The sequence below is a fragment of the Rhodococcus sp. IEGM 1306 genome (assembly GCF_036541985.1).
GTDB classification, from domain to species: Bacteria; Actinomycetota; Actinomycetes; order Mycobacteriales; family Mycobacteriaceae; genus Rhodococcus_F; species Rhodococcus_F qingshengii.
This window is the reverse complement of record NZ_JAZHFF010000005.1, coordinates 435,700-458,093: the sequence shown is the minus strand read 5'-3', so window position 1 is coordinate 458,093 and position 22,394 is coordinate 435,700. Positions and strand designations below refer to the sequence as shown.

Genomic DNA, 22,394 nt, shown 5'->3' with positions numbered 1-22,394 from the left:
CTTCCCGCACATTCTCCGGCCGTTCACGGCAGGATCATCTTGCGTGTCGCCTCTCATCGAAACTCCCGCCCCGACGCCCGGGTCTCCATTCCCACTCGGCGCCCACATCGTGGACTCCGGAACCCAGTTCGCGGTCCACGCACCAGCTGCGTCGAGCGTCCAGATCTGCCTGATCGACCAGGACGGAAACGAAGATCGCGTCGAACTCCGGCAACACACGTACGGAATCTGGCACGGGATCATCGCCGGGATCGGCGCGGGGCAGCGGTACGGAATTCGGGCGAGCGGCCCGTGGAATCCGCGTGCCGGACTGAGACTGAATCCACACAAGCTGCTCATCGATCCGTCGGCGCGCCGCATCGAAGGGGAACTCGGTGACCACCGCGCCCTCCTCTCGTACGCCGACGATCCTTTCGGCGACCCGTCGACGCTCGACTCGCTCGGCCACGTGCCGCTGTCCGTGGTGACTCCCGGCCTCGCTCCCGCCTCGGCCCGCCTCGAGACGCCGTGGGAGGAAAGCGTGATCTACGAACTGCATGTCGGCGCATACACCGCCGCCCATCCAGGAGTTCCCGCCGCCCACCGCGGAACGTACCTCGGCCTGACGGCACCGGCTGTGATCGATCACCTCGTCGCACTCGGCGTCACCGCCGTGGAACTGCTTCCCGTACAGGCGTTTCTGACCGAACACAGCGTCCGCGAGCGAGGGATGCGCAATCACTGGGGATACTCGACGGCGTCGTACTTCGCCCCACATCCCGGATACGCGGCGACTCCGGGCGGCGAAGTCACCGAGTTCCGGATCATGGTCGACGCACTCCACGCGGCAGGCATCGAGGTCATCCTCGACGTCGTCTACAACCACACCTGCGAGCAGAGCGTCGACGGAATCAGTGTCAGCTGGCGAGGTTTGGACGGCCCTGGCTACTACCTTCTCGACGGCAACGGCCGCGACATCGATCTGACCGGGTGCGGCAACACGGTCGACGCCTGCTCCCCCATCGCCGTCCGCATGATCACGGACAGCCTCCGTTACTGGGCCACCGAAATGGGTGTCGACGGCTTCCGATTCGATCTCGCGAGCGCGTTGGGTCGGCCGCGCGGCGGGGCCTTCGACCAGCGCGCGTCCACCCTGTCCGCCATCTCCTCCGATCCGGTCCTGACTCGGTGCAAGCTCATCGCCGAACCGTGGGATGCGACGGCCGACGGTTACCAGGTCGGAAACTTCGGACTCCAGTGGTCGGAATGGAACGACAAGTACCGCAGCACCATTCGCCAGTTCTGGAACGGCGGCTCCAGCGTTCGGAAGGTCGCGTCGCGCCTCGCCGGTTCCGAGGACATCTTTCCGGCAGCGGCCGTCGCCCCTGGGCGTCGATCAACTTCGTCACGGCGCACGACGGGTTCACCGCCGCCGATCTCGTGGCATACAACCACAAGCACAACGAGGCCAACGGTGAAGACAATCGTGACGGCGCCGATCACAACGATTCGTTCAACCACGGAATCGAAGGCCCGAGCACCGATCCCGAGATTCAGGACGCCAGGGCACGTCACGTACGGGCGCTACTGGCCACACTCGTGCTGTCGACAGGCACACCGATGCTCACCGCCGGAGACGAGTTCGGCCACAGCCTGGGCGGAAACAACAACGCGTATTGTGTTCCCACACTTGCCTCCCCAGCCGATTCGTGGGCACTGGACTGGGCGAGGGCCGATCAGTCGTTGGTGCAGTTCGTCTCCCGAGCGTTCGGGTTACGCCGAGCGGCACCGGCGTTGCGTCAGCCCGAATTCTTCGAAGGCAGAAGGAGACTGGAGCACCCGGACCTCGTCTGGTTCGACTCTGCCGGCATCGAGTTCGACGACACCGCATGGTACGACGAGAGTCACCGAACGCTGCAGGCCTGGATCGACGGAGCCGACGTTCGGTCTCACACTCGGACCGGGCGCCCGCTCGGTGACGACAGTTGGCTCCTGATTCTGCATTCCGGCGGACCGGTTCAGGTCACGGTCGGCACTCCGGAATGGTTCGACGGCACCTTGACTGCATCGTTCGATTCGGCGTCACCGACCGGCGAACCTGCCTCCACGGCGGAAGTTCCCGTCGGCACCGAGATCTCGTTGACCGGACCCACGGTCTTGGCCTTACGTTCGGTGTCACGTCCGCCGGTAACCGCTGCTGTCATGGAATCCGGCAGCACCTTGATCAGGAATTGAATGGTCGGCCCGATCCCGAAGGCGTACAACACGGTTCCGACGCCAACGGTTCCACCGAGAAGCCATCCGGTAGCGAGGACCGCGATTTCGATGCTGGTACGCACGAGCCTGACCGACAAGCCGGTGCGCGCGACCAGTCCTGTCATCAACCCGTCGCGGGGACCCGGCCCCATGCCTGCGCCGATGTAGAGAACGCTGGCCAGACCATTGAGGAGGATGCCCGCGACCATGATCGCGGCACGAACTGGCATGGAATCGAAGACCGGCAAGAAGGCCAGTGAAGTATCCACCGAGATTGCAATGACAACGACATTCGCGACCGTGCCGAATCCTGGCCGCTGACGGATCGGAATCCAGAGCAGCAGTACCACCGCACCGGTAATAGCAGTGATCACGCCGAAACTGAGCGAAACATGCTCGGCCACACCCTGATGAAACACATCCCAGGGGTCCAGTCCGAGGCCGGCAGTGATCATCATGGCCATCGAGAAGCCGTACAACCACAGACCGACGAACAGCGAGGCGAATCTCCGTATCAGCACTCGACCATCTTGAAGGTCACTGGACTGTTCATCCATAGCCAAGTTGCCGACACTGGACTGGTCGGGTGAGGTCTCTACGGAACAGCGATGACTGTCATGGAGCCTGGTGCCACTTCCGTGAACCCCGCATCGCGCACCGCGACGGCCTCCGACCTCTTCAATCGTCCTACTGCCTCGGCCCACTGTTTCGGACTTGCGTCGCGTACCGAGCAACGGAAGTCGTTCTGCGCCCATGCCCAGCACTGTTTCTCGGACATGGCCGCTGCCAACAACATCGAGGCATGCCCGACCTGTGCCGACGCCTTGCCTACCGTCATCTCGAGCGCCGAGTCGATCCACAGCACCGGAATGCCAGGCTCGGGCTCGCCAGGCTCGTCGTGCTCGAGGTCGGTGCCACCGATCTGCAACTTCTTGATTCGCGGGTCCAGTTCTCCGACCGGCCCGGGAACCAGAGCCCTCGCCTGGGCGCCATCCACGTCGACGGTGATTCCCGGTACCTCTTGCGCGGCGAGCCACTGGGCTCCACGCGCTCGGCGAGACACTTTCCGGATCCGGGCACCCACCCACGCCGAATAGTCCTCGTGCCACGGGCCGGGCTCCCCGTCTTCGGTGAACCCGACGCGTTCGTCCAGACACAGCGCCACTGCCGCCGTTGCGGCAGCCTCGAGCAGTGCGGTGCGCTTGGGCGGATCTGCCTTCGGAATGTGGAGAACGATCGGCATGGCCAGCACCAGCGCCGGATCCGCGGGGTCGTCTCGCCCTCCGTAGCCGGCAGCCAACACCGCGTGGCGCTCGCGCCAGCGAGAATCGGGGCCGGACATCACAGCTGGATCGGAACTGACTGCTGGATCGGAACTGAAAGCTGGATCGGAACTGAAAGCTGGATCGGAACTGAAAGCTGGATCGGAACTCATGGAATCGGTACGCGTCGTACGCCACCGTCGACGGCGTCCGCAGCCTCGACCTCGTCGCGGGTCACACCGAGAATGAACAGCACGGCATCGAGGAAGGGATGCGACAAAGCCGCGTCCGCGACCTCCCGCAACGCAGGCTTGGCGTTGAACGCCACACCCAGGCCCGCGGCGTTGAGCATGTCGATGTCGTTGGCACCGTCACCGACAGCGACGGTCTGTTCCATCGGAACACCGACCTGATCGGCGAACTTGCGCAGCGCGACGGCCTTCGCAGCGCGGTCGACGATTTCACCGATCACACGTCCGGTCAGCTTGCCGTCGACGATCTCGAGGGTGTTGGCGTGCACGAAGTCCAGTTCGAGTTCGTGTGCGAGGCCTTCGATGACCTGGCGGAAACCGCCGGACACCACGCCGCAGTGGAATCCGAGGCGGCGCAGCGTGCGAATCGTGGTGCGCGCTCCCGGCGTCAGTTCGATGCTCTCTGCCACCTCGTCGATGACGGAGGCGTCGAGTCCGGCGAGTGTCGCCACACGCTGGTGCAGTGATTCGGTGAAGTCGATCTCGCCGCGCATCGCAGCTTCGGTGACGGCGCGGACCTCGTCCTCGACTCCGGCCTTGGCGGCGAGCATCTCGATGACCTCGCCCTGAACGAGCGTCGAGTCCACGTCGAACACGATCAGACGCTTGGCTCGGCGAGCGAGACCTGCGCGCTCGACTGCGATGTCGACGTTTTCGAGAGCGGCGACCTCGGCGAGTCCGGTACGCAGTTTCGCGTCGCCGTCGACAGTATCGGCTGCGCTGACGCTGAGTTCGAGGCCGGTGACCGGATAATCGGCGACACCACGGATGGAGTCGATGTTGGCGCCCTGCTTCGCGAGTTCGCGTGCTACCGAGCGCATGGCGCGAGCATTGACCGGGCTGCCGAGAACAACGACTGCGTGTGTGGACACTGCAGGTCGCCCGGGATCGGCACCGATTTCGATGTCGACGTTCATTCCGACCGTCGCCATCGCCTGTTCGAGCTCTTCCTGAAGAGCTTCGGGATCGTTCGGGCAGGCCACCATGACCCCGAGTGTCAGTCGACCTCGAATCACCACCTGCTCCACGTCGAGCAGACGCACATCGTGCCGCGACAGCGCCGCGAACAGTACCGAGGTGACGCCAGGGCGGTCCGGCCCGGTCACAGTCACCAGAACAGTGGTGTCAGAGGCACCCACCGAAAACTCCGATCGTTTCTTCGTTCGCGTCTTGATCGTCACTATTGTGCCAAGCGAAAGGCCCCACCCGTTACTCGGGCGGGGCCTTCGCTGATTACTTCAGTGTGTTACTTCGCTCAGGAGCGGCTGTCGGTGCCGGGGTCGCCTTCGTCCCCGACTGTCAGCGGCTCGTGACGAGCATCTTCGAGCACGGTGCTGGCGTTCTTCCCGCCGTGACCGGGGCCGACGTGCGCTTCTGCGCGCATCCGCTCCACCATGTGCGGGTAGTGCAGCTCGAACGCCGGACGCTCGCTACGGATGCGCGGCAACTCGGTGAAGTTGTGACGCGGCGGCGGGCAGGTGGTCGCCCACTCCAACGAGTTTCCGTAACCCCACGGATCGTCGACGGTGACCACTTCGCCGTAGCGGTAACTCTTGAAGACGTTCCAGATGAACGGCAGCGTCGAGGCACCGAGTACGAAGGCGAAGATCGTGGACACCGAGTTCAGAACCGTGAATCCGTCCGAGGGCAGGTAGTCGGCGTACCGACGCGGCATACCTTCGGCACCGAGCCAGTGCTGAACGAGGAACGTGCCGTGGAAACCGACGAACGTGGTCCAGAAGTGCCACTTGCCGAGGCGCTCGTCCATCATGCGACCGGTCATCTTCGGGAACCAGAAGTAGATACCGGCGTACGTGGCGAACACGACCGTACCGAAGACCACGTAGTGGAAGTGGGCGACGACGAAGTAGCTGTCGGTGACGTGGAAGTCGAGCGGCGGGCTCGCGAGGATGACACCCGACAGACCACCGAAGAGGAAGGTGATCAGGAAGCCGATCGAGAACAGCATCGGCGATTCGAAGGTCAATTGCCCCTTCCACATCGTTCCGATCCAGTTGAAGATCTTCACGCCTGTCGGCACGGCGATCAGGAACGTCATGAACGAGAAGTACGGCAGGAGGACAGCGCCGGTTGCGTACATGTGGTGAGCCCACACAGCGATCGAGAGAGCGGCAATGGCCAACGTTGCGTACACCAGACCGCTGTAGCCGAAGATCGGCTTACGGCTGAAGACCGGGAAGATCTCCGAAACGATGCCGAAGAACGGCAGCGCGATGATGTACACCTCGGGGTGACCGAAGAACCAGAACAGGTGCTGCCACAGGAGCACACCGCCCGTTGCCGGGTCGAAGATGTGTCCACCGAGATGGCGGTCGACGAACAGGCCCATGAATGCAGCGGTCAGCAGCGGGAACGCCAGCAGGATCAGGATGCTGGTGATGAAGATGTTCCAGGTGAAGATCGGCATGCGGAACATGGTCATACCGGGTGCGCGCAGGCAGATCACGGTGGTGACCATGTTGACGCCACCGAGGATGGTGCCGAGGCCGGCGACAGCCAGACCCAAGACCCACAGGTCGGCGCCGACGCCGGGGCTGTGCAGCGCGCTGGTCAGCGGCGTGTATGCCGTCCAACCGAAGTCTGCTGCGCCACCGGGCGTGACGAATCCGGCCGTCGTGATGATCGCGCCGAACAGGTACAGCCAGTAGCTGAACGCGTTCAGACGCGGGAAGGCGACGTCGGGTGCACCGATCTGGAGCGGAAGAATGTAGTTCGCGAAACCGAAGACGATCGGGGTCGCGTACAGCAGCAGCATGATCGTGCCGTGCATGGTGAACAGCTGGTTGAACTGTTCGTTGGAAAGGAACTGCATACCGGGTACAGCAAGTTCGGCACGCATCATCAGTGCCATGAGGCCACCGATGAGGAAGAAGGCGATGGAAGTCGCCAAGTACATGATTCCGAGCACCTTGGGATCGGTGGTCGTGATCATCTTGAAAATGAATGAGCCCTTGGGTCCCTGCCGCGGCGGGTAAGGCCTGGCCGGCGCTATCGTGGGGACTGGCTGGGGCGCTACGGCAGTCACTGATCCTCCTGAATGTGCCTTTGGTCGCTCCGCAGACTCCGTCAAAGAGCCCTTGGTTGCGCCCGCAGGGTCCGTCGCCCGGGCTGCGGACAACGGCTTCTGGCTTGCGCTCATCGAATCGTAGACCGTGACTCCGAGGCACCGCGACCCGGTCCTACTCTGCGTCGTACTCGAGCATCCGTTTTTCACGGCACCGAACGAACGACCTGCGGTTTATGTTCCCTCGGGAGTCCGAACCCACTTCCGAATCGGCGTGTCGTACCCGTCGAAGAATTCGGCCGGTGTCCGTTTTCGGCCAACTCCGCCACTGATAAGGTCACCCTCGCCTAACTCATCTCAGGAGTCAATCAGTGAAATTCTTTCCCCGCCGGGCCGCGCTGGTAGCGGTCGCAGCCTCGATCGCCTTGGTCGTTCCAGCCTGCTCGAGTAACGACGAGCCCGCTGCAGCCACCACCTCGACCGAGTCGGGCGCATTCCCCCGCACTGTCGAGCACTTCCGTGGAAGCGCCGAAATCCCGGCCGCACCCCAGCGGATCGTCGCGCTCGACAACAGCTTCACCGACGCCGTCCTCCTCCTCGAATCCCCGCTCGTCGGCTACGTCGACTACCGCGAGCCCGGTCTGCCCGACTACCTCGGATCGTCCAGGGACGAATTCGCCGCGGACGCCGTCTCGGTCGGCACTGTCAGCAGCGCGAGCCTCGAGAAGATCGCCGCACTGCAACCGGACCTCATCATCTCCGCCGAGGTCCGCGACGGGAAGAACTACGACCAACTGTCCGCGATCGCGCCCACTGTCTTCACCCAGACGACCGGTCCGACGTGGAAGGACAACATCCGCCTGGTCGGTGAAGCGTTGGGCAAGGAATCGCTGGCCGAGGCGAAAATCACCGAATACGAAACTCGAGCGACTGCAGTCGGCAAGGAAATCAACGAGAAGGCGAACAACCCGGTCATCTCGGTGGTCCGATTCGCCGGTGAACCGACGGCTCGCCTCTACCGCACCACTTCGTTCAGCGGCATCGTCCTTCAGGACGCCGGATTGAAGCGCCCGGACAACCAGGGGCCCGACCCCGCCGATGCCGGCAACATCATGATGAAGATCAGCCCCGAGCTGATCAACGAAGCCGACGCGGACGTCATCTTCATCAGCACCTGGCAGGACGCCGAGGGCAAGAGCGCCGAAGCTGCGAAGCCGTTCCTCGAGAGCCCGCTGTGGCAGACCCTTCGAGGACGCAAGGTCGACGTGGACGATTCACGGTGGATGTCGCCGGTCAGCATCCAGGGCGCCCACATGATCCTCGACGACCTCTCGGACACGTTCGAGGTGGACAAGCAGAACAGCTGAGTCGAACGGCTAACCTGAACGGCGCCCGCTCACACAGGAAGCCGTCGACTTGTCTGTTCTCTCACGCACGTCCGTTCTCTCGCGCACGTCTGTTCTCTCACGCACGATCGCCCGCACGTCCGTTCGTCGTGTCTCGATCCTGGGGATCGCCGCCACGATGCTCGTCCTCGGCGGTTGCTCGTCCGACTCGTCGGACGATCCCGCGAGCACCATCGTCCGGACCACTACGTCGATCGCCGGTGCCGGCGTGATGGGCATCGAACGCGACACCGCCACCGCGTGCCCGACGTCGACGCAGGCCGACCCGGGTGCCGGCCCTGAGGTGAAGCGTCGAGTCGTACACACTGCGGGCGAAACCGAGGTTCCTTCCGACCCCCAACGGATCGTGGTCCTCGACAGCGTCTCGATGGACGCCGTGTGCGCCCTCGGTCTGTGGGAGCGGGTAGTCGGCGCCGCGACCGGCGTCGACTCGCCCCAGCCGTCGTACCTCGGTTTCGGTATATCGGAGATTCCGAGCGTCGGCCCCGTGAGCGCACCCGACGTCAACGCCGTGAAGGCCGCCGCGCCGGACTTGATCCTCGGGTCCAGTCCGGCGTCCGACGGTGTGTACGGGCAACTCGACGCCATCGCCCCAACCGTGTTCGCCGGTTCCGATCCCGTGTTCTGGAAAGCGCAGTTCGCGCTCGCCGGCCAGGCGCTGGGCCGTTCGTCCGCAGCTGCGACGGAGCTCGACCGCTACCAGCAGGACGTCGTGCAGCTCGGCGACGCATTGAATGCATCGCAGACGCAGGCATCAGTGGTTCGGTTCGGTTCGAAGGACCTGCAGATCGAGGGACCCGCATCCTTCGCCGGACAGATCCTCAGCGACGTCGGCGTCCGGCGCCCACCGGCGCAGCGATTGACCGATGCGACCACAGCACCGATTCCGGCCGACGATCTCAGCGCCGCCGAAGGTGACTTGATCTACGTACTCTTCGACGGGCCGAACGGTCGGACCTACGGCACCGAGATTATGAAGAGCGACCAGTGGCAGGACCTCGCCGCTGCCACCGACCGGCGTGTGTTCGTCGCTGAAGACGACATCTGGAACGGAAACGGGATGACTGCCGCCCGGGCCGTACTGGCGGACTTGAAGGGAACCTTGAACGGATATGCGAGCTGACCGGAACGAACGACTACTCCCACCTTCGAGGCGGCTCGCCGCAACTGTGATGTTCGGGTTCTGATCATGCCGATTCCCGAATTCATTGTCGCACTGCGCGAGAAGGTCGGTCATGCGCCGCTCTGGCTGTCCGGAGTGAGCGTCGTGATCCGCGACGACAACGGCCGGATCCTGCTCACCCGCCGCGCCGACAACGGTCAGTGGGCCGTTGTGTCCGGCGTTCTCGAGCCTGGCGAGGAACCGTCGTCGGCGGCGGTGCGCGAGGCGAAGGAAGAAACCGGCGTCGACGCCGAATTGATTCGGATCACGAGTGTCGATGTCACAGAGCCCATTACGTACCCCAACGGTGATGTGACTCAGTACCTCGACGTCTGCTTCCTGGCCAGGTGGACCGGCGGAGATGCACACGTGGCGGACGACGAAAACCTCGAGGTCGCGTGGTTCGCGCCGAGCGAACTGCCGTCGGACATGACGGAAACCTCGCGTCTGCGCCTCGCAAAAGCGTTGCTGGACAAGCCTGAAGCGTGGTTTCAGCGGTAGTCCACTCCCCCACACATGACCGAAGCCCGATTCCTGCGTGTGCAGGAGTCGGGCTTCGTTGGGTGCAGGGTCGCTCTAGAAATCCCAGTCGTCGTCTTCGGTGTTGACGGCCTTGCCGATGACGTAGGAGCTACCCGAGCCGGAGAAGAAGTCGTGATTCTCGTCCGCATTCGGCGAAAGTGCCGACAGGATAGCCGGATTGACGTCCGTCTCGTCCTTCGGGAAGAGGCCTTCGTAACCGAGGTTGTTGAGCGCCTTGTTGGCGTTGTAGCGCAGGAACTTCTTGACATCCTCGGTCAGGCCGACGCCGTCGTAGAGGTCCTGGGTGTAGTCGACCTCGTTCTCGTAGAGCTCGAAGAGCAACTCGAACGTGTAGTTCTTGAGCTCTTCACGCTCGGCCTCGGTGAGCTGTTCGAGGCCCTTCTGGTACTTGTAGCCGATGTAGTACCCGTGCACGGCCTCGTCGCGGATGATCAGGCGGATGAGGTCTGCGGTGTTGGTGAGCTTGGCGCGTGAGGACCAGTACATCGGCAGGTAGAAGCCGGAGTAGAAGAGGAAGCTCTCGAGGAGCGTCGAGGCGACCTTGCGCTTGAGCGGCGACTCGCCGTTGTAGTAGTCGAGAACGATCTGCGCCTTGCGCTGCAGGTTCGGGTTCTCCTCCGACCAGCGGAACGCGTCGTCGATGTCGGGGGTGGAGCACAGCGTCGAGAAGATCGAGCTGTAGCTCTTGGCGTGCACCGATTCCATGAAGGCGATGTTGGTGTAGACCGCTTCTTCGTGGGGGGTGATCGCGTCCGGGATGAGGCTGACGGCGCCGACGGTTCCCTGAATGGTGTCGAGCAACGTCAGGCCCGTGAAGACGCGCATGGTGAGCTGCTGCTCCTGCGCGGTCAGCGTTCCCCAGGACGGGATGTCGTTGGAGACCGGCACCTTTTCGGGCAGCCAGAAGTTGCTGACGAGGCGATCCCACACCTCGGCGTCCTTCTCGTCCTGGACGCGATTCCAGTTGATGGCGGAAACGCGACTGACCAGCTTGACCATAATTCCTACCTAGCGAGAGAGATACTGCCGAATGTTGGCTTGCCTGAACACTACCCGTTGTGTCGGGTCCGCGATGCCAACACAACAACATGTGTCGCACGCGCCCCTCCACGAGTACCAAAAATGTGATATCAATTAAATATCACTTACCGATGGAAAGCGAGTCTCGCATGACCAGCACACCCACCGTGGCCGAGAAACCGACCGGTGTCGCCACCACAACGATCGCCGAACGCCCAGGCTGGGACCTGTCCGGCAGCTGGATGCTCCTCGGCGGCGTACTTCTCTTCCTGGCCGGAATCGCACTGTCCGTCGTTGGCGGAGTTCTGGGACTCTTCGCCCTGATTCCGGTCGGAGTGGTGCTGTTCATCGCGTCACTCCCCTTGCTGATGGGCCTGACCTTGGTGCAACCGAATCAAGCCCGAGTTCTTCAACTCCTGGGAAGCTCGTACAGCGGCACCCTGCGCACGCCGGGCCTGCGGTGGACAAATCCGCTGACGGTCCGTCGATCGATCTCGACGCGTATCCGAAACCACGAGACCGGTCAGGCGAAGGTGAACGACGCCGACGGAAATCCCATCGAGATCTCGGCGGTGGTCGTCTGGCAGGTGGCCGACACAGCGCTCGCCTCGTTCCAGGTGGACGACTACGAGGAGTTCGTCTCGGTGCAGACCGAGGCGGCCGTCCGCCATATCGCCGGCAGCTATCCGTACGACGCCGAAGGCCGAGTCTCGTTGCGCGAGAACGCCGATATCATCACGACCACCTTGTCGGAGGAGGTTCACGCCCGCGTGCGTGCGGCGGGTGTCGAAGTTATCGAGACGCGCATCAACCGGCTCTCGTATGCACCGGAGATCGCCAGCGCAATGCTTCGGCGCCAGCAGGCGGGCGCTGTCATCGCCGCCCGTCAGCAGATCGTCGAAGGTGCGGTGTCCATGGTCGACATGGCACTCAAGCAGCTCGAGGAAAAGCACGTCGTCGAACTCGACGAGGAACGCAAGGCCACAATGATCAGTAACCTTCTGGTCGTGCTGTGCGGCGACCGCGACGCACAACCGGTGCTGAACACCGGTTCGCTCTACCAGTAAAGGAAAGGCCACATGGCCACGGATCCAGCTCCGAGATCGGAGCGTAAGAAGATCCTGCTTCGGTTGGACCCAGCGGTGCACGACGCGCTTGCCCGCTGGGCCGCCGACGATCTCCGAAGTACCAACGCCCAGATCGAGTTTCTCCTTCGGCGCGCACTCACCGAGCACGGTCGAATGCCGAAGAATGCCGGCAAGATGCACGGTCCAGGCCGTCCGCCGGCTTGACGAGCAAGCCTGAAAAGCAAGCTGCCCCCGTGAGCCTTTCGGTAGCAGTCACTACCGAAAAGGTCCACGGGGGCGAAGCCCTTTACAGCATGCAGGAAACGCAGCCCTCGACCTCGGTGCCTTCGAGTGCCATCTGACGCAGACGGATGTAGTACAGCGTCTTGATGCCCTTACGCCACGCGTAGATCTGCGCCTTGTTGATGTCGCGCGTGGTGGCGGTGTCCTTGAAGAACAGTGTCAGCGACAGGCCCTGGTCGACGTGTTGCGTTGCGGCAGCATAGGTGTCGACGATCTTCTCGTACCCGATTTCGTAGGCATCCTGGTAGTACTCCAGGTTGTCGTTGGTCAGGTAGGGCGCCGGGTAGTAGACGCGACCGATCTTGCCTTCCTTGCGGATCTCGATCTTCGACGCCACCGGGTGGATGGAGCTGGTGGAGTAGTTGATGTACGAGATCGAGCCGGTCGGCGGGACGGCCTGAAGGTTCTGGTTGTAGATACCGTGCTTCTGGATGGAAGCCTTCAGCTCACGCCAGTCGTCCTGGGTGGGGATGTGCAGCTTCGCATCGGCGAAGAGTCCGCGAACCTTGTCGGTTGCCGGCTCCCAGGCCTGGTCGGTGTACTTGTCGAAGAATTCTCCCGAGGCGTACTTCGACTCCGGGAAACCCTTGAAGTACGAGCCGCGCTCGATGGCGATCTTGTTCGACGCACGCAGTGCGTGGAACAGCACGGTGTAGAAGTAGATGTTCGTGAAGTCGATGCCTTCTTCGCTGCCGTAGAAGATCCGCTCACGAGCGAGGTATCCGTGCAGGTTCATCTGACCGAGGCCGATGGCGTGGGAGTCGTTGTTGCCCTGCTCGATCGACGGCACCGAGTAGATGTGCGTCTGGTCGGACACCGCCGTCAATCCGCGGATCGACACTTCGATCGTCTTGGCGAAGTCGGGCGAGTCCATGGTCTTCGCGATATTCAGCGAACCCAGGTTGCAGGAGATGTCCTTGCCGACCTTCGAGTAGGACAGGTCGTCGTTGAACAGTGAAGGCGTCGAAACCTGCAGGATCTCCGAGCACAGGTTCGAGTGCGTGATCTTGCCTTCGATCGGGTTGGCCCGGTTCACCGTGTCCTCGAACATGATGTAGGGGTAGCCCGATTCGAACTGCAATTCGGCGACGGTCTGAAAAAACTCGCGAGCCTTGATCTTGGACTTGCGAATTCGCTTGTCGTCGACCATCTCGTAGTACTTCTCGGAGACGTTGATGTCGGAGAACGGAACTCCGTAGATGCGCTCGACGTCGTACGGCGAGAACAGGTACATGTCCTCGTTCTTCTTCGCGAGCTCGAACGTGATGTCCGGGATCACGACGCCGAGTGAGAGCGTCTTGATGCGGATCTTCTCGTCCGCGTTCTCACGCTTGGTGTCGAGGAAACGGTAGATGTCGGGGTGGTGCGCATGCAGGTACACAGCACCGGCGCCCTGACGCGCACCCAATTGGTTGGCGTAGGAGAACGAGTCCTCGAGAAGCTTCATGATCGGGATGACACCCGAGCTCTGGTTCTCGATCTTCTTGATCGGTGCGCCGTGCTCACGAACGTTGGTGAGCAGCAAGGCAACACCGCCACCGCGCTTGGACAGCTGCAGTGCCGAGTTGATGGAGCGACCGATGGACTCCATGTTGTCTTCGATACGAAGAAGGAAGCAGGACACGGGCTCGCCGCGCTGCTTCTTGCCCGAGTTCAGGAACGTCGGGGTGGCGGGCTGGAAGCGTCCGGCGATGATCTCGTCGACGAGTTCGACGGCCAGGTCTTCGTTGCCTGCAGCAAGGGTGAGCGCAACCATGCACACGCGATCTTCGAAACGCTCGAGGTAGCGCTTACCGTCGAAGGTCTTGAGCGTGTAGGAGGTGTAGTACTTGAACGCACCCAGGAACGTCGGGAAGCGGAACTTCTTGGCGTACGCGTGATCGATCAGGAACTTCACGAAAGTACGTGAGTACTGATCGAGAACCTCTGGCTCGTAGTAGTTTTCCTCGACGAGGTAGTCCAGCTTCTCGTCCAGATTGTGGAAGAACACGGTGTTCTGGTTGACGTGCTGCAAGAAGTACTGACGGGCTGCAGCGACATCCATCTCGAACTGGATCTCGCCGTTGGCGCCGTACAGGTTGAGCATGGCATTGAGTGCGTGGTAGTCGAGACCGTTGGTGGAATCGCCGCCGCGTGCATCACGCTCTACGCTTCCTGCCGCGATCGTGTCAGTGATGGTTGGCGCCACTGCCCGTGCTCCTTCTCTGTTTCGAGATGATTCCAGAACTCCCCCAAGCCTTCTCGTACTCGGTCGACATCTTCGGCAGTGCCCATGAGTTCGAACCGGTACAGAAAAGGAACGTGGCATTTCTGGGAAATGATGTTTCCTGCATAGCAAAAGGACTCACCGAAATTGGTGTTTCCCGCCGCGATCACTGCTCTGATCAACGACCTGTTGTGTGGATTGTTCAAAAAACGAATGACCGGCTTCGGCACATAACTGGTGTCGCGCCCTGTCACGGTGACGCCGCCACCATAGGTGGGCAGAATCAGCACATAGGGCTCGTCTACGCGAAATGAGCCGTCACGGTCATGGATGGGTATACGTGTCGCAGGCAGGCCGAGACGTTGAACGAATCGGTGGGTGTTCTCCGACACGCTGGAAAAATAGACCAGCGAAGCCATCGGTTGTCACCATTTTCTTGTACGGTGCCCGGAACTACTCAGATGTGTCGGCGGAGGTCTCCACCGCCGACACTGCGGCGCTTCAAGCAGCGACGGTCAGGGTCTTGATGCGATCGGGACGGAAGCCCGACCAGTGATCTTCACCGGCAACCACGATGGGTGCCTGGAGGTACCCGAGAGCCATGACGTAGTCGCGGGCTTCGGCATCCTCGGTGATGTCGATGACGTTGTATTCGAGACCGGCCTTGTCGAGGGCGCGGTAGGTGGCATTGCACTGAACGCAAGCGGGCTTGGTGTAGACGGTGATGCTCATGAGAGTCCCTCTTTCGCTTAGCCAACAAAGGCCGATGTAGTGATGTTCAGCACCGATTCGACCGATTGCCGGAGTCTCGCTCGAGGCGTTCCGCGTTGTGGTCTCTCAGTGCTCAAGACACTACACCTAGTGGCCGACAGAAACACATAACGCGAGATGTTGTGAGTCACATCGTTGAAATTCCCAGGTCGCCCCTGTTCAGCGCACCCAACCTCCGGCGCGTCGGCGTGTCGCGCGTCACATTTCGGTCGCAGGCTCGACAGCATCTGAAAACCACTTCTCGGACCTACCATGAGCGTCGTGGAAACACCTCCGAAGGACGAAGCTCCGCGCCACCAGGCAACCGTGACGAGAACGCAGCAGGTGACACCACTGATGCGCAAAATCACCTTCGGCGGCGCGGGCCTGAGCGACTTCGAGACGAGCGGGAGCCCCGACGAACGGGTGCTCGTCAGATTCCCCCTCGACCCCCCTCACGCCCGTAGTTACACGGTCCGACGCTGGCAGCCGTCGAAGAACGAACTGGAGATCGACTTCGTTCTCCACGGCCACGGCGGAGCGGCACTCTGGGCCGAGAATGCGCAACCGGGCGAGACCGTCCATCTCTCGACTGCGAGCGGGTGGTTCACGCCGCCGGCAGAGTGCGACTGGCTGCTACTCGTCGCCGATCACGCCGCCCTGCCCGCGATCGGGCGGATCTTGGAAGAAGCACCCGACGATCTACCGATCCACGTCATTGCACAAGTGCCCGCGCCGAGCGAACAGCAGACGTTCACGACGCGCGCCGACGCTCACTACCGATGGATCGACGAAGCAGACTCACTGCTCGCCGAATTGGCCGGCGTTCGCATGCCTCCCGGCGAGGGCTACATCTGGTGCGCAGTCGAGGCCGCGACCGCCAGACGCATCCGCGCCCATCTGCGTCGAACATGGGAAATCCCGGCAACCCGCATGCACGTGATGGGTTACTGGCGGGAGGACAAGGAGAACTGGGAGCGTCGGTACGCAGTCGTCGCCGACCGTATCGATGCCGCGATGGGCGAAGCGATGTTGGCCGGCAAGGATTTCGAGTCGGTTCGCGACGCCGTCGACGACGCGATGGAACGCGAAGGGCTCTAGCGGACGTATGGCCCTCGCTCGCATACGAGTGAGGGCCATACCTTCCGGCATGGCCCTCACTCGAGAAACGGTTTACGCGTTGACGAGCTGCTTGCCGGCGTCGACGAGGTCGGAGACGACCTTGGAGACCTGAGCGAGCACCTCTGCGTTCTCACGCGGGTGCAACTCACCGAACAGTGCGCCGGTTCCACCGATGCTCAGTGCGGTGTCCTCGACGACCTTGCCGCCGGCGATGCGGACTGCCTTGGTGGTGTCTTCGTGAGCCCACTTGGCGCCGTTGCCGCTGGGCGAAGCGCTGATGACTGCGACAGCCTTGTCCTTGACTGCACCGACACCGTACGGACGCGAGATCCAGTCGATGGCGTTCTTCAGAACTGCGGGGATGGTGCCGTTGTACTCGGGGGTGACGAGCAGGAACGCGTCAGCGTCGCTCGCAGCGGAGCGCAATGCGTCGACAGCGGGAATGGAAGCACCCTCGACGTCGATGTCTTCGTTGTAGAAGGGGACGTCGGCGAGGCCTTCGAAGACCGTCAGCGTGGCACCCTCGGGTGCGGCGGACACAGCCGTCTCGGCAAGCTGGCGATTGACGGATCCGGCGCGCAAGCTGCCGACGAGAACGAGAACATTGGTCTGTGACATAACGAGATTCCTTCGAGAGTGGTGCGGTTGGTGGCTCCGGTTGAAAGTTATATCAACTAAACGGACCGCGGTCCACTTACATTCCCCGGCCCTGTAACCTGATCCCGTGAGCGCAATCCCCCTCCCCCAGATCGGCGCCGTACCCGTCGAGCGCGGCGACGCAGCACGTAACCGCGTACTTCTGCTCGACGCAGCAGCACTCCTCGTCGCCGAACGAGGTGTCGACGCGGTCACCATGGATGCCGTCGCTTGCCGAGCAGGTGTGGGCAAGGGCACAGTTTTTCGACGCTTCGGCAATCGATCGGGACTGATGCAGGCACTGCTCGATCACACCGAGCGAGAACTGCAGCAGGCATTCATGTTCGGTCCCCCACCACTGGGCCCAGGCGCACCGCCGATCGAGCGCCTCATCGCGTTCGGACGAGCCCGCATCGCCATGGTGGAAGTACAGGGCGAAGTCCTCCGTGCTGCGGAGAACGCTCCCGAATACCGCTTCGGCGGTCCGGCCCGGGCGCTCGGCATCGCTCACGTCATCGGACTTCTTCGAGGAGCCGGCGTCGAGGGCGACCTCGATCTGCTCGCGTCAGCACTGTTGGCACCGCTCGAAGCGTCGCTTGTCCTTCATCAGGTGCGCGATCTCGGGATGACCACCGAGCGTCTGGCCGCCGGCTGGGAAGAACTCGCCCGACGCGTTACTCGATGTTGACTCCCCAGATCCGTCCCACCACTTAATGTGAGCCCATGCGCATCGCTGCTGCCGTCATCGGCCTCCTGACCGTCGCCGCGGTAAGCGGTTGCTCCGCTTCGTCCGACTCCCCCGAGGACAAGACGGACCCCTCCGGCCGTGTGTTCATCTCGACGTCCGTCGACGGAACCCAAATTCCCGGCGGCGGCCCCCTGACTCTCGACTTCAGCCAACCCGGCCGAGTGTCCGCGAGCGCCGGATGCAACACGTCAAACGGCTCGGTCGAGTTCACCGACGGCACACTGACCACCGGCACCATGGCGTCGACGATGATGGGCTGCCCTCCCGGCATCGCCGAATCCGACACCTGGACAACAACATTGCTGACCTCCACGCCGACGTGGAGCCTCGACGGCGACACCCTCACCCTGACGTCGGACGACGCCACAGTGACCCTGCAGGACAAGAAGATCGTCACGCCGGATCGACCGCTCCAGGGCACGACGTGGACCGTTACGTCACTCATCAGCCCCGACGCGATCAGTACGAGCCTTGCTCTGGAGACGTCAGCTCCTGAACTCACGATTGCCGCAGACGGTTCGGTCAGCGGGACCACCGGATGCAATCGCATGACCGGAAGCGCCCAGGTATCCGACACCACAGTCACGTTCACGCCGATGGCAACCACGCGTATGGCTTGCCCCGAGGAGAACATGGACATCGAGCGCCAGATCCTGGCAGTACTCGACGGTGAAGTGAGCTACACCGTCGACGCCGACACGCTGACCCTGCGCAAGCCCGACAACACCGGCTTGATACTGACTGCGCAGGCTTGATCGGACGCTGCAGGTTGATCAGACGTTGTTTACCAGCCAGCGTCCCAATTCGCGGGCGCTGGCATCGATCATCGCGGGCCAGTCCAGGGCCGAGTCGTCCGCATGGTCGCTGACGTGTTTGACGAGCCGGCAGGTGGCACCCGCGGCCTGCGCGGCGAAGGCGATGGCAAAACCCTCCATGTCGACCAGATCGGCTCGCTGAGCGAGGGCGTCCCGGGTCGCAGCGTCTGCAATGAATGCGTCGCCGGTCGCCAGCACGGAGTCGTCTCCGTCGGCGAGCACCAAACGGTCCGCGACGTCGTGCCCCAGCGCTCGGATCGCGGTGCTGCTGATGTCGTGATTGATGACGACGCCGGGAACATAGAGGCCGCCGTGGTGCGCGTGCAGCGCACCGGCGGTCCCGATGTTGACGACCAGTGGCAGATCTTCCCGCTCGTACCGCGCCAGAGCAGAGGCGACTGCTGTTGCAGCACTGACCTTTCCAATACCTGTGATCAGCAGTTCGTATCCTTGCGGCACATAGGCCGCTTCCGACTTCGTCGCACTGACCACCAGAACGTTGTTCGCACTCATGTGCGCGACCGTACCGCCCACGTTGTGGTGGCACTGCGCGCGCCTGCTCACATCGCTAGAGTCCATTCATGGCCACACTGCGTGAAAGCATCATCGAAGAACTCGGCGCAAAGCCGACAATCGACGCCGCAGCGGAGGTTCGCGCGCGAGTCCAGTTCCTGAAGGACTACGTGCGCTCGACCCCCGCCAAAGGATTCGTTCTGGGAATCAGCGGCGGTCAGGACAGCACGCTCGCCGGCGCCCTCGCCCAACGTGCGGTCACCGAACTCCGCGAAGAAGGCCACGAGGCCGAGTTCGTCGCTGTTCGACTCCCCTATGGCGCGCAGGCCGACGAGTCCGATGCTCAGATCGCACTCGGCTTCATCAAGCCGGACCGCTCTCTCACGGTCAACGTCAAGCCAGGTGCCGACGCCACAGCCCGTGAGGCCTCCGAGGCGTTGGGGAACGGCGAACTACGCGACTTCGTCCGTGGCAACATCAAGGCGCGCGAACGAATGGTCATTCAATATGCGATTGCCGGTCAGCTCGGCTACTTGGTGATCGGTACCGACCACGCCGCAGAAGCGATTACCGGCTTCTTCACGAAATTCGGTGACGGCGGCGTCGACATCACGCCGCTCACCGGCCTGAGCAAACGTCAGGGCGCTGCGCTACTGCAGGAATTGGGCGCACCCGAGAGCACGTGGCGCAAGGTGCCGACCGCCGACCTCGAGGACGACCGACCCGCGCTGCCCGACGAAGTTGCCCTCGGCGTCACGTACTCACAGATAGACGACTACCTCGAAGGAAAGGACGTTTCCTCCGAGGTAGCCGAAAAGCTCGAGAAGATGTTCGCCAACACTCGTCACAAGCGCACGGTGCCGGTCACACCCCTGGATGACTGGTGGAAGTAACTCTTACCAGCGACTAGCTACCGAACAGGCTGCCGAAGACGTCGCCCAGCGAACCCGTTCCCGAAGCCGGATCCTTCTTCGCGAAGTTGGTGGTGCATCCGTTGAACTGCACCGCATCGACCAGCGTCGAGGTGGCAGCGGAGCCGGTCCCGACACTGACGCCGTAGTGGTCGACTACCGCTTTCGGGTTCGCGGCGACGATGTCAGCCAAAGGCACTGACACGCGGTCCTTGGCGCCGTCGATGTTCTGAGTGCTCCACCACACGCCCTTCTGGAGATCCGCGTGAACGCCGCCGTCAGCCGTCGGCGTCGCGTCCGGTCCCGGGACCCACACCAAGGTGGTGAATCCGTTCTCGAACTTTCCGCCGGTGGTTCCGGTGAGGCGGAGCTGGAACGCCGCAGTCGGCGTGGCGGCGCGCTCGGCGAAACCGATCGCCTTGCCGACTGCGTCGGACAGCTTGATACCGCCGGCCGAATGGTAGGAAACCGAACGATCGCCGGTACCGTCGACGGCCAGCTTCAGTGAACCGTCCTTGTCGAGAACGTTGTCGGCCGAGTACGACGCGGTCTGATCCTTCTCGTCGGTGAACGGGATGCCCCACCCGTTCGGCGTCGCTTCGGTGGACAGGGTCGAGCACGAGGCTTCCGGCGCAGCGGAGCCGAGAGAACCGGTGGACGGAAGCGCAGTAGCAATTGCCGGAGCGGTGAGTGCAGCTGCCCCGAGGAGCGCTACGACGACTCCGACACGGCGCGTGGAATTAATCGACATTGAAATACCTTTCACATATCCCGAGTGGAATTGCGCCAAAATTAACACATGTCGACAATTACCAACAGCGAAGGTATTTCTTTTGTCATCCAAACAGATGACAATTCACCTGGGCAATTAGAAGTGCATTTACTCCCCCAAAAGTAGGAGAAACTAAACAAAACGACCAATGCTGGACAATTGACCAACAATGGAGAAAACGGAGATAGATGCCACTCGAGCTGGAGTGATCAAGATATAAATATTTGGACCGGGAAACCGAAAAAGGACAATACGACGGCAGCCCACAAATAGCTACGCCGGCAATTCTCGGACTAGCCTCCAGCGAAAGGCGGAAGAATATCGACAGCGCTACCGGAGGCTCGAGAGACGTCGCGGGTCAACTCGTCACCGACGAGGAAAGCCGAGACCGACAGCACTCGCTCCATCTCCGGTCCGTATCGCCCGACCAAAACCGCCACCAACTCGGCAAGTGTGTTGTCGGGCGAAATGGCGACTACCTCGCTACGGCAACCGGATACATCCGCTGCAGCAGCAAAGTAACGAACCGAGATCGAATGCGGATCAGCCACCAATCGCTCCCATACTTCTTTCCGGCGGAACGAAGTCCGCGGCGTCGATGCCGTGCCCTGCCCACTTGTTCCACATCGCACCGCGCCACAGATCCGCTAGTTGGTCGTCACTTGCTCCGGACCTGAGCGCGGCACGCAGATCGACTTCGCGGTCGCTGAACAGACATGACCGAATTGTTCCCTCGGCAGTCATTCGGGTCCGGTCGCATTCACTGCAGAACGAGCGGGTCACGGAAGCGATGATTCCAACCGTCATCGCGGTCCCGTCGACACGCCATTCTTCGGCAGGAGCCGACGGATCTTCGCGGCCGATAGCTTCCAATTCGAAACGGCTTCCCAATACGGACAACAATTCAGCCGCGGTCACCATGTTCTCGCGCGCCCATGCATGGTCTGCATCCAGAGGCATTTGTTCGATAAAGCGTAATTCGACGCCGGCTTCGAGGCACCACTGCAAAAGATCCGCCGCGCCGTGGAGCGTTTCACGCATCAGCACAGCATTGATCTTCAGTGGCGCGAGTCCGGCCGCAGCTGCCGCTCGAATTCCCGCGAGAACGGACGGCAACCTGTCTCGACGCGTCAATTCCGCAAAATGGGCACGATCGACGGAATCCAGAGACACGTTGACGCGGGTCAGGCCCGCTGCAGCCAGCTTCGCGGCACGATGTTCGAGCCCAACGGCGTTGGTAGTCATGGAAAGTGGAATGCCCGGCACGCGAGCCGCGCACCCGCCGATGATCTTTTCGAGGTCACTGCGCATGAGTGGTTCCCCGCCGGTGAATCTCACTTCACGAATACCGACTCGTTCGACACCGATTCCGACCACTCGAATGATCTCTTCGGGACTCAGAAGGTCTTCCGTAGCAATGGCCGGCAGGCCCTCTTCGGGCATGCAATACGTACAGCGAAGTGAACACTTCTCGGTGATCGACACTCGCAGATCTCGGGCAACACGCCCGAACCTGTCGACGAGGAGGTCGGTCTCGGGACGGCCGGTGAGGGCGGCGGCGTCAAACCGCACGGTGGGAATTCCCATCGAGACCACTGTCATCACTTCACCAACTTCCGTATTGCTCCAGTATGACCGAAAGCCGTA

Annotated in this window: 23 protein-coding genes; 10 read left to right on the top strand and 13 right to left on the bottom strand. The window is 62.3% G+C overall.

What is annotated here, in order from left to right:
* Positions 1–43 precede the first annotated feature (43 nt).
* The gene (locus V3587_RS17625; RefSeq protein ID WP_283377050.1) at positions 44–1,975 is read left to right on the top strand and encodes a glycogen debranching protein; all 1,932 of its coding nucleotides are present in this window, start codon (positions 44–46) and stop codon (positions 1,973–1,975) included.
* A 22-nt stretch (positions 1,976–1,997) separates the two neighbouring features.
* Here V3587_RS17625 and yczE read toward each other — a convergent pair whose 3' ends face one another.
* From yczE to ctaD, 4 genes are all read right to left on the bottom strand, one after another.
* A complete protein-coding gene (gene yczE / locus V3587_RS17620; RefSeq protein ID WP_251012080.1) occupies positions 1,998–2,792 on the bottom strand; it encodes a membrane protein YczE in 795 nt (264 codons plus the stop codon).
* A gap of 38 nt (positions 2,793–2,830) precedes the next feature.
* The gene (locus V3587_RS17615; protein ID WP_283377049.1) at positions 2,831–3,577 is read right to left on the bottom strand and encodes a peptidyl-tRNA hydrolase; all 747 of its coding nucleotides are present in this window, start codon (positions 3,575–3,577) and stop codon (positions 2,831–2,833) included.
* 89 nt (positions 3,578–3,666) lie between these two features.
* Complete coding sequence (serB, locus tag V3587_RS17610) at positions 3,667–4,887, bottom strand: phosphoserine phosphatase SerB (RefSeq protein WP_020969288.1); 1,221 nt, start codon at positions 4,885–4,887, stop codon at positions 3,667–3,669.
* A 116-nt stretch (positions 4,888–5,003) separates the two neighbouring features.
* Positions 5,004–6,794 carry an aa3-type cytochrome oxidase subunit I gene (gene ctaD / locus V3587_RS17605; protein WP_020907234.1) on the bottom strand — a complete coding sequence of 597 codons (1,791 nt, stop codon included), beginning with the start codon at positions 6,792–6,794 and terminating at the stop codon, positions 5,004–5,006.
* Between the two features lie 350 nt (positions 6,795–7,144).
* Here ctaD and V3587_RS17600 point away from each other — a divergent pair, with 350 nt between their 5' ends.
* From V3587_RS17600 to V3587_RS17590, 3 genes are all read left to right on the top strand, one after another.
* Positions 7,145–8,140 carry an ABC transporter substrate-binding protein gene (locus V3587_RS17600; protein ID WP_283377048.1) on the top strand — a complete coding sequence of 332 codons (996 nt, stop codon included), beginning with the start codon at positions 7,145–7,147 and terminating at the stop codon, positions 8,138–8,140.
* Between the two features lie 157 nt (positions 8,141–8,297).
* Positions 8,298–9,302 (top strand): iron-siderophore ABC transporter substrate-binding protein, encoded by a 1,005-nt coding sequence (locus V3587_RS17595; protein ID WP_283377093.1) that lies wholly within the window; start codon positions 8,298–8,300, stop codon positions 9,300–9,302.
* A gap of 66 nt (positions 9,303–9,368) precedes the next feature.
* Positions 9,369–9,842, top strand: coding sequence for an NUDIX hydrolase (locus V3587_RS17590; RefSeq protein WP_166809705.1), 474 nt, complete (start codon positions 9,369–9,371; stop codon positions 9,840–9,842).
* Between the two features lie 75 nt (positions 9,843–9,917).
* Here V3587_RS17590 and nrdF read toward each other — a convergent pair whose 3' ends face one another.
* Positions 9,918–10,883, bottom strand: coding sequence for a class 1b ribonucleoside-diphosphate reductase subunit beta (nrdF, locus tag V3587_RS17585; protein ID WP_003944744.1), 966 nt, complete (start codon positions 10,881–10,883; stop codon positions 9,918–9,920).
* 170 nt (positions 10,884–11,053) lie between these two features.
* On the opposite strand from nrdF, the gene V3587_RS17580 reads away from it, so the two are divergent.
* Together V3587_RS17580 and V3587_RS17575 are read left to right on the top strand one after the other, a co-directional pair.
* The gene (locus V3587_RS17580; RefSeq protein ID WP_172436491.1) at positions 11,054–11,971 is read left to right on the top strand and encodes an SPFH domain-containing protein; all 918 of its coding nucleotides are present in this window, start codon (positions 11,054–11,056) and stop codon (positions 11,969–11,971) included.
* A gap of 12 nt (positions 11,972–11,983) precedes the next feature.
* Positions 11,984–12,196, top strand: a complete 213-nt coding sequence (locus V3587_RS17575) for a hypothetical protein (RefSeq protein WP_003944723.1) — start codon at positions 11,984–11,986, stop codon at positions 12,194–12,196.
* Positions 12,197–12,278: 82 nt separating this feature from the next.
* Here the strand turns inward: V3587_RS17575 and nrdE are convergent, their stop codons facing one another.
* From nrdE to nrdH, 3 genes are all read right to left on the bottom strand, one after another.
* Positions 12,279–14,462: a class 1b ribonucleoside-diphosphate reductase subunit alpha gene (gene nrdE, locus V3587_RS17570; protein ID WP_378374083.1), complete on the bottom strand. Its 2,184-nt coding sequence runs from the start codon at positions 14,460–14,462 to the stop codon at positions 12,279–12,281.
* Positions 14,420–14,899 (bottom strand): class Ib ribonucleoside-diphosphate reductase assembly flavoprotein NrdI, encoded by a 480-nt coding sequence (gene nrdI / locus V3587_RS17565; RefSeq protein WP_283377047.1) that lies wholly within the window; start codon positions 14,897–14,899, stop codon positions 14,420–14,422. The genes nrdE and nrdI overlap by 43 nt, the downstream gene beginning before the upstream one ends.
* A gap of 82 nt (positions 14,900–14,981) precedes the next feature.
* Positions 14,982–15,212, bottom strand: a complete 231-nt coding sequence (gene nrdH, locus V3587_RS17560) for a glutaredoxin-like protein NrdH (protein ID WP_003944717.1) — start codon at positions 15,210–15,212, stop codon at positions 14,982–14,984.
* Positions 15,213–15,503: 291 nt separating this feature from the next.
* Here nrdH and V3587_RS17555 point away from each other — a divergent pair, with 291 nt between their 5' ends.
* On the top strand, positions 15,504–16,331 hold the full coding sequence (locus V3587_RS17555) for a siderophore-interacting protein (protein ID WP_283377046.1): 828 nt from the start codon (positions 15,504–15,506) through the stop codon (positions 16,329–16,331).
* 72 nt (positions 16,332–16,403) lie between these two features.
* On the opposite strand, the gene V3587_RS17550 is transcribed toward V3587_RS17555, so the two are convergent.
* Positions 16,404–16,970 (bottom strand): NAD(P)H-dependent oxidoreductase, encoded by a 567-nt coding sequence (locus tag V3587_RS17550; protein ID WP_030534957.1) that lies wholly within the window; start codon positions 16,968–16,970, stop codon positions 16,404–16,406.
* A gap of 106 nt (positions 16,971–17,076) precedes the next feature.
* Between V3587_RS17550 and V3587_RS17545 the strand changes: the two genes are divergently transcribed.
* Both V3587_RS17545 and V3587_RS17540 read left to right on the top strand, forming a co-directional pair.
* Entirely contained in the window at positions 17,077–17,676 is a 600-nt protein-coding gene (locus V3587_RS17545) for a TetR/AcrR family transcriptional regulator (RefSeq protein WP_283377045.1), read from the top strand.
* A gap of 35 nt (positions 17,677–17,711) precedes the next feature.
* On the top strand, positions 17,712–18,491 hold the full coding sequence (locus tag V3587_RS17540) for an META domain-containing protein (protein ID WP_283377044.1): 780 nt from the start codon (positions 17,712–17,714) through the stop codon (positions 18,489–18,491).
* A gap of 18 nt (positions 18,492–18,509) precedes the next feature.
* Here the strand turns inward: V3587_RS17540 and V3587_RS17535 are convergent, their stop codons facing one another.
* Positions 18,510–19,064 (bottom strand): nucleosidase, encoded by a 555-nt coding sequence (locus tag V3587_RS17535; protein ID WP_095969294.1) that lies wholly within the window; start codon positions 19,062–19,064, stop codon positions 18,510–18,512.
* A gap of 68 nt (positions 19,065–19,132) precedes the next feature.
* Between V3587_RS17535 and nadE the strand changes: the two genes are divergently transcribed.
* A complete protein-coding gene (gene nadE, locus V3587_RS17530; RefSeq protein ID WP_124566346.1) occupies positions 19,133–19,957 on the top strand; it encodes an ammonia-dependent NAD(+) synthetase in 825 nt (274 codons plus the stop codon).
* Between the two features lie 13 nt (positions 19,958–19,970).
* Here the strand turns inward: nadE and V3587_RS17525 are convergent, their stop codons facing one another.
* The 3 genes from V3587_RS17525 to moaA form a co-directional block, all read right to left on the bottom strand.
* The gene (locus V3587_RS17525) at positions 19,971–20,726 is read right to left on the bottom strand and encodes a hypothetical protein (RefSeq protein WP_283377043.1); all 756 of its coding nucleotides are present in this window, start codon (positions 20,724–20,726) and stop codon (positions 19,971–19,973) included.
* 314 nt (positions 20,727–21,040) lie between these two features.
* Positions 21,041–21,298 carry a MoaD/ThiS family protein gene (locus V3587_RS17520; RefSeq protein WP_003944706.1) on the bottom strand — a complete coding sequence of 86 codons (258 nt, stop codon included), beginning with the start codon at positions 21,296–21,298 and terminating at the stop codon, positions 21,041–21,043.
* The gene (gene moaA / locus V3587_RS17515; protein WP_283377042.1) at positions 21,291–22,349 is read right to left on the bottom strand and encodes a GTP 3',8-cyclase MoaA; all 1,059 of its coding nucleotides are present in this window, start codon (positions 22,347–22,349) and stop codon (positions 21,291–21,293) included. The genes V3587_RS17520 and moaA overlap by 8 nt, the downstream gene beginning before the upstream one ends.
* Positions 22,350–22,394 lie beyond the last annotated feature (45 nt).

Excerpts from the sequence above, each read along its gene's own strand:
- yczE (WP_251012080.1), bottom strand. The coding sequence starts at position 2,792 with ATGGATGAACAGTCCAGTGACCTTCAAGATGGTCGAGTGCTGATACGG.
- V3587_RS17615 (WP_283377049.1), bottom strand. The coding sequence starts at position 3,577 with ATGTCCGGCCCCGATTCTCGCTGGCGCGAGCGCCACGCGGTGTTGGCT.
- V3587_RS17595 (WP_283377093.1), top strand. The coding sequence starts at position 8,298 with ATGCTCGTCCTCGGCGGTTGCTCGTCCGACTCGTCGGACGATCCCGCG.
- V3587_RS17590 (WP_166809705.1), top strand. The coding sequence starts at position 9,369 with ATGCCGATTCCCGAATTCATTGTCGCACTGCGCGAGAAGGTCGGTCAT.
- nrdF (WP_003944744.1), bottom strand. The coding sequence starts at position 10,883 with ATGGTCAAGCTGGTCAGTCGCGTTTCCGCCATCAACTGGAATCGCGTC.
- V3587_RS17580 (WP_172436491.1), top strand. The coding sequence starts at position 11,054 with ATGACCAGCACACCCACCGTGGCCGAGAAACCGACCGGTGTCGCCACC.
- V3587_RS17575 (WP_003944723.1), top strand. The coding sequence starts at position 11,984 with ATGGCCACGGATCCAGCTCCGAGATCGGAGCGTAAGAAGATCCTGCTT.
- nrdI (WP_283377047.1), bottom strand. The coding sequence starts at position 14,899 with ATGGCTTCGCTGGTCTATTTTTCCAGCGTGTCGGAGAACACCCACCGA.
- nrdH (WP_003944717.1), bottom strand. The coding sequence starts at position 15,212 with ATGAGCATCACCGTCTACACCAAGCCCGCTTGCGTTCAGTGCAATGCC.
- V3587_RS17555 (WP_283377046.1), top strand. The coding sequence starts at position 15,504 with ATGAGCGTCGTGGAAACACCTCCGAAGGACGAAGCTCCGCGCCACCAG.
- V3587_RS17550 (WP_030534957.1), bottom strand. The coding sequence starts at position 16,970 with ATGTCACAGACCAATGTTCTCGTTCTCGTCGGCAGCTTGCGCGCCGGA.
- V3587_RS17540 (WP_283377044.1), top strand. The coding sequence starts at position 17,712 with ATGCGCATCGCTGCTGCCGTCATCGGCCTCCTGACCGTCGCCGCGGTA.
- V3587_RS17535 (WP_095969294.1), bottom strand. The coding sequence starts at position 19,064 with ATGAGTGCGAACAACGTTCTGGTGGTCAGTGCGACGAAGTCGGAAGCG.
- nadE (WP_124566346.1), top strand. The coding sequence starts at position 19,133 with ATGGCCACACTGCGTGAAAGCATCATCGAAGAACTCGGCGCAAAGCCG.
- V3587_RS17525 (WP_283377043.1), bottom strand. The coding sequence starts at position 20,726 with ATGTCGATTAATTCCACGCGCCGTGTCGGAGTCGTCGTAGCGCTCCTC.
- moaA (WP_283377042.1), bottom strand. The coding sequence starts at position 22,349 with ATGACAGTGGTCTCGATGGGAATTCCCACCGTGCGGTTTGACGCCGCC.